General features: G+C 73.6%; 4 protein-coding genes. 1 reads left to right on the top strand and 3 read right to left on the bottom strand.

Going from position 1 to position 5,002, the window contains the following annotated elements:
* From hutG to hutU, 3 genes are read right to left on the bottom strand one after another with little or no spacing between them, the layout of a single operon-like run.
* Window positions 1-822 carry an N-formylglutamate deformylase gene (gene hutG, locus PKE44_RS14920; RefSeq protein ID WP_324552578.1) on the bottom strand — a complete coding sequence of 274 codons (822 nt, stop codon included), beginning with the start codon at window positions 820-822 and terminating at the stop codon, window positions 1-3.
* The gene (gene hutI / locus PKE44_RS14915; RefSeq protein WP_324552576.1) at window positions 795-2,066 is read right to left on the bottom strand and encodes an imidazolonepropionase; all 1,272 of its coding nucleotides are present in this window, start codon (window positions 2,064-2,066) and stop codon (window positions 795-797) included. The genes hutG and hutI overlap by 28 nt, the downstream gene beginning before the upstream one ends.
* On the bottom strand, window positions 2,063-3,742 hold the full coding sequence (gene hutU / locus PKE44_RS14910) for a urocanate hydratase (RefSeq protein ID WP_324552574.1): 1,680 nt from the start codon (window positions 3,740-3,742) through the stop codon (window positions 2,063-2,065). The genes hutI and hutU overlap by 4 nt, the downstream gene beginning before the upstream one ends.
* A gap of 133 nt (window positions 3,743-3,875) precedes the next feature.
* Between hutU and PKE44_RS14905 the strand changes: the two genes are divergently transcribed.
* Window positions 3,876-5,002 (top strand): formimidoylglutamate deiminase (locus PKE44_RS14905; protein ID WP_324552572.1); only part of this gene is annotated, 1,127 nt, incomplete at its 3' end.

The raw sequence follows: 5,002 nt of genomic DNA, 5'->3' as shown, positions 1-5,002 counted from the left end.
TCATGACGAAGCCCCGTAGCGCTCCCGTCCCCAGACCAGCATCGTCTCCAGCAGCGTGCGCAGCACCGGCACCAGGTCAGCGGCGAGGTCCTCGCGGAAGGCCCACGGCGCGTCCTCGTCCATGTACGTGGCCTGCGACAGTTCCATCTGCACGGCATGCACGTGCGCGTGCGGCTGGCCGTAGTGGCGGGTGATCCAGCCGCCCTTGAAGCGGCCGTCGAGCACCTGCGTGTAGCGGTGCGCGGCGGCGCAGATGCCGACCAGCCGGGCGGTGAGCTCCGGGTCGCAGCTCTGGCCGTCGTTGGTGCCGAGGCAGAGATCGGGCAGCCGGCCCTCGAACAGCCGCGGCAGCACGCTGCGCACCGAATGCGCGTCCCAGAGCAGCGCGTAGCCGAAGCGGTCCTTCAGCCGCGCCAGCTCGTGCGCGAGGCAGGCGTGATACGGACGCCAGATGCCGTCGAGGATGTCGGCACGCAGCCACGGATCGGGCCGTTCGCCGGGCAGCAGCAGCGGGCTGCCGTCGAAGCATTCGTCGGTGAACAGCCCCGTGGTCGTGGTGTTGGATTCGTACAGCGGCGCGTCGTCGGCCGGGCGGTTCAGGTCGACCGCGTAGCGCGACCAGCGCGCCGCCAGCACGCCGATGCCGAGTTCCGGCGCGAACGCATACAGCCGCGGCACGTGGTGATCGGTGTCGGGCAGCGCCTGCGCGAGCGGCGCGAGCTTCGGGCGCAGCGCGTCGGGGATCCGGGTGCCGCCGTGCGGGATGCTGATCAGCAGCGGCTGATCGCCGGGGATCAGGTCGTAGACGGGATCGAAAGACATCGGTCGGCCTCTGCGGCTACGGGGCGGCCGGCGAGCACGCGCCCGGTACAGATCTGTCCGCCGAGCCAGTAGGCGAGTTCGGCGGGGTGTTCGACCTTCCAGATCGAGAAGTCGGCGATCTTGCCGGGTTCCAGCGTGCCGTGCGTCGCGGCGAGCCCGAGCGCGCGCGCGGCGTGGCGGGTCAGGCCGGCGATCGCCTCGGCCGGCGTCAGGCCCCAGAGCTGGCAGCCGAGCGCGGCGGCCAGCCGCGGCGAGCGCAGCGGCGAGGTGCCGGGATTGAGGTCGCTCGCGAGCGCGATCGGCACGCCGTGGCGGCGCAGCGCCGCGAGCGGCGGCACCTGGCGCTCGCCGAGCATCAGGAAGGCTCCGGGCAGCAGCACCGCGACCGTGCCGGCGGCGGCGAGAGCGGCGATGTCGGATTCATCCGCGTATTCGAGGTGATCGGCCGACAGCGCCGCAAAGCGTGCCGCGACGCGCGCCCCGCCCGAGCGCGAGCGCTGCTCGGCATGCACACGCACCGGCAGACCAAGCGCGCGCGCCGCGGCGAACAGGGTCTCGCAGTGCGAGGGCGTGTACGCGAACGGTTCGCAGTAGGCATCGACCGCATCGACCAGGCCGTCGGCGGCGAGCATGGGCAGCAGCTCATCGGCGAGGAAGGCGATCCACAGCCCGGCGCGACCGCTGTACTCGGGCGGTACGACGTGCGCGCCGAGGAAGCTCGTGTACACGTTGACCGGCTGTTCCTGTCCGAGCCGGCGCGCGACTTCGAGCTGCCGGCGCTCGGTCCCGACATCGAGGCCGTAGCCGGACTTGATCTCGACCGTGGTCACGCCGTCGGCACAGAGATCGGCGAGCCGGGCGGCGGCGGCGGCGTACAGCGCTCCGGCATCGGCGGCGCGCGTCGCCTGCACGGTGGCGAGGATGCCGCCGCCGGCCCGGGCAATGTCCTCGTAGCTCGCACCGGCGAGGCGCCGCTCATATTCCTCGACGCGCGAGCCGGCCCAGACCAGATGCGTGTGGCAGTCGATCAGCCCCGGCAGCAGCCAGCGCCCGCCGAGGTCGTGGACCTCGGCGGCCGTGAAGCCGCCCGGCAGCTCGCTGGCGGCGCCGACCCAGACGATGCGCCCGTCGCTGACCGCGATCGCGCCGTCCGGCAGCAGCCCCCAGGGATCGTCGCCGGCGGGTGCGAGCGTCGCGATCGGGCCGCCGAGCCACAGCGCCTCGGCATAGGGCAGGGCGCTCATGCTTCGTCCCCGCCGAGCATCGGCAGGTCGAGGCGGTGGGCGCGGGCGCAGGCGATGGCCTCGGGGTAGCCGGCATCGGCGTGGCGCATGACGCCGGTGGCCGGGTCGTTCCACAGCACGCGCGCGATCCTGCGGTCGGCGGCCGCGCTGCCGTCGCAGACGATGACGACGCCGGCGTGCTGCGAGTAGCCCATGCCGACGCCGCCGCCGTGGTGCAGGCTGACCCAGCTCGCGCCGCTCGCGCAGTTGAGCAGCGCGTTCAGCAGCGGCCAGTCGGAGACGGCATCGGAGCCGTCGCGCATCGCTTCGGTCTCGCGGTTGGGGCTGGCGACCGAGCCGGAATCGAGGTGATCGCGGCCGATGACGATCGGCGCCTTCAGCTCGCCGCTGCGCACCAGCGCGTTGAACGCGAGCCCGAGCCGGTGGCGGTCGCCGAGTCCGACCCAGCAGATGCGCGCCGGCAGGCCCTGGTAGCGGATGCGTGCGGCGGCGAGATCGAGCCAGCGGTGCAGGTGCGCATCCCCGGGGATCAGCTCGCGCACGAGCGCGTCGGTGCGCGCGATGTCGGCCGGATCACCCGACAGCGCCGCCCAGCGGAACGGCCCGATGCCGCGGCAGAACAGCGGCCGCAGATAGGCCGGCACGAAGCCCGGATAGGCGAAGGCGTCCTCGACGCCGGCATCGAGCGCGCGCTGGCGCAGGTTGTTGCCGTAATCGACGACCGCCGCCCCGCGCGCCCGGAAGCCGAGCATCGCGCGCACCTGCACGGCCATCGAGGCGCAGGCGGCGGCGATGACGGCTTCGGGGCCGGATTGCTGGCGTGCCTGCCATTCGGCGAGCGTCCAGCCGGCCGGCAGATAGCCGTGCAGCGGGTCGTGCGCCGAGGTCTGGTCGGTGACGATGTCGGGCTGCACGCCGCGCGCGAGCAGCGCCGGAAACACCTCGGCGGCGTTGCCGGGCAGGCCGACCGAGACCGGCGTGCCGGCGGCGCGTGCGGCATCGAGCAGCGCCAGCGCCTCGTCGAGCGTGCCCGCGGCGCGGTCGAGGTAGCCCGTGCGCAGGCGTGCCTCGATGCGGGCCGGGTCGCATTCGACCGCGAGCAGGCTGTAGCCGGCCATGGTCGCCGCCAGCGGCTGCGCGCCGCCCATGCCGCCGAGGCCGGCGGTCAGGATCCAGCGCCCGCGCGCCTCGCCGCCGAAGTGCGCATCGGCCATCGCCGCGAAGGTCTCGTAGGTGCCCTGCACGATGCCCTGCGAGCCGATGTAGATCCACGAGCCGGCGGTCATCTGCCCGTACATCATCAGCCCGGCGCGATCGAGCGCGTTGAAGTGCTCCCAGTTCGCCCAGTGCGGCACGAGGTTGCTGTTGGCGAGCAGTACGCGCGGCGCCTCGGCGTGGGTGCGGAACACGCCGACCGGCTTGCCGGACTGGATCAGCAGGGTTTCCTCGTCGGTGAGGCGTTCGAGCGTCGCGACGATGCGGTCGTAACAGCTCCAGTCGCGCGCGGCGCGGCCGATGCCGCCGTAGACGACCAGCTCGGACGGGCGCTCGGCGACCTCGGGGTCGAGGTTGTTCATCAGCATGCGCAGCGCGGCTTCGGCCTGCCAGTTGCGGCAGCGCAGCCCGGGGCCGCGCGGGGCGCGGATCAGTCGGTCCGGATCGTGACGGGTTTGCATTCGGCGACCTCCGGCAGTGCCAGGATGGGCTATGCCATGCAGGTACAGGCAGCTTGGCACCCGCGGCGCGCCCCCGCACCCCCGCCCGTGCATTCCGGACCGGGTCCGGCTGCCAGCCGCAAGGAGAATCGCCATGAACCGCTATCTCGCTCCCGCCGCCCTGCTGCCCGAGGGCTGGGCCCGGCGCGTGCTGCTCGAAGTCGACACGCACGGCTGCCTCGGCCGGGTCGAGCCGGATTGTCCGCCGGCGCAGGCCGAAGGCGCCGAAGTCCTCGCCGGTCCGGTGCTGCCGGGGCTCGCCAACCTGCACTCGCACGCCTTCCAGCGCGCGCTGGCCGGGCTGGCCCAGCGTGCCGAGCGCCGCGACGAGAGCTTCTGGAGCTGGCGCGAGCGCATGTACGCGCTGGTCGCGCACCTGAGCCCCGAGGACATCCAGACGCTGGCGCGGCGCGTCTACATCGAGCTGCTGAAGGCCGGCTGGACCGCGGTCGCCGAGTTCCACTACCTGCACCGCGACGCCCGGGGCCGGGCCTACGCCGATCCGGCGGAGCTGGCGCTGCGCATCGTCGCGGCGGCGCGCGAGACCGGCATCGGCCTGACGCTGCTGCCGGCGCTGTACCGCCTCGGCGGCTTCGGCGAGCGCCCGGTCGCCGGCGCGCAGAAGCGCTTCGCGATCGGCGTCGATGACTTCCTGCACCTGCTCGAACGCGTGCGCGAGCACGGCGCGCGCGAGGGCTTCGTGACCGGCACCGCGCTGCATTCGCTGCGCGCGGTCGCGGCGGCCGACATGCGCACGGTGCTCCAGACGCTGCCGCGCGCCAGCGTCATCCACATCCACATCGCCGAGCAGCGGCGCGAGGTCGACGAATGCCTGGCCTGGTCCGGGCGCCGGCCGCTCGACTGGCTGTTCGCGCACGCGCCGGTCGATGCGCGCTGGTGCCTCGTGCATGCCACGCACGTCGATGCGACGGAGCTGGCGCGCCTCGCCGGCAGCCATGCGGTCGCCGGGCTCTGCCCGAGCACCGAGGCCGATCTCGGCGACGGCCTGTTCCCGGCCACCGAATATGGCGCTTTGAACGGCAGCTTCGGCATCGGCACCGACAGCCACGTGCGCGTCGATCCGGCCGGCGAGCTGCGCCTGCTCGAATGGGGCCAGCGCCTGCGTCTGGAGCGGCGCGCCTGCCTCGCGAGCCCCGGGCAGCCCTCGGTCGGCGGTTTCCTGCTGCGCCGGGCGCTGGCCGGCGGCGCGCAGGCCTGCGG

Source organism: Plasticicumulans sp. (assembly GCF_035331805.1).
GTDB lineage: Bacteria > Pseudomonadota > Gammaproteobacteria > Competibacterales > Competibacteraceae > Plasticicumulans.
The sequence above is the reverse complement of the archived record's forward strand: the minus strand, read 5'-3'. Positions and strand labels throughout refer to the sequence as shown.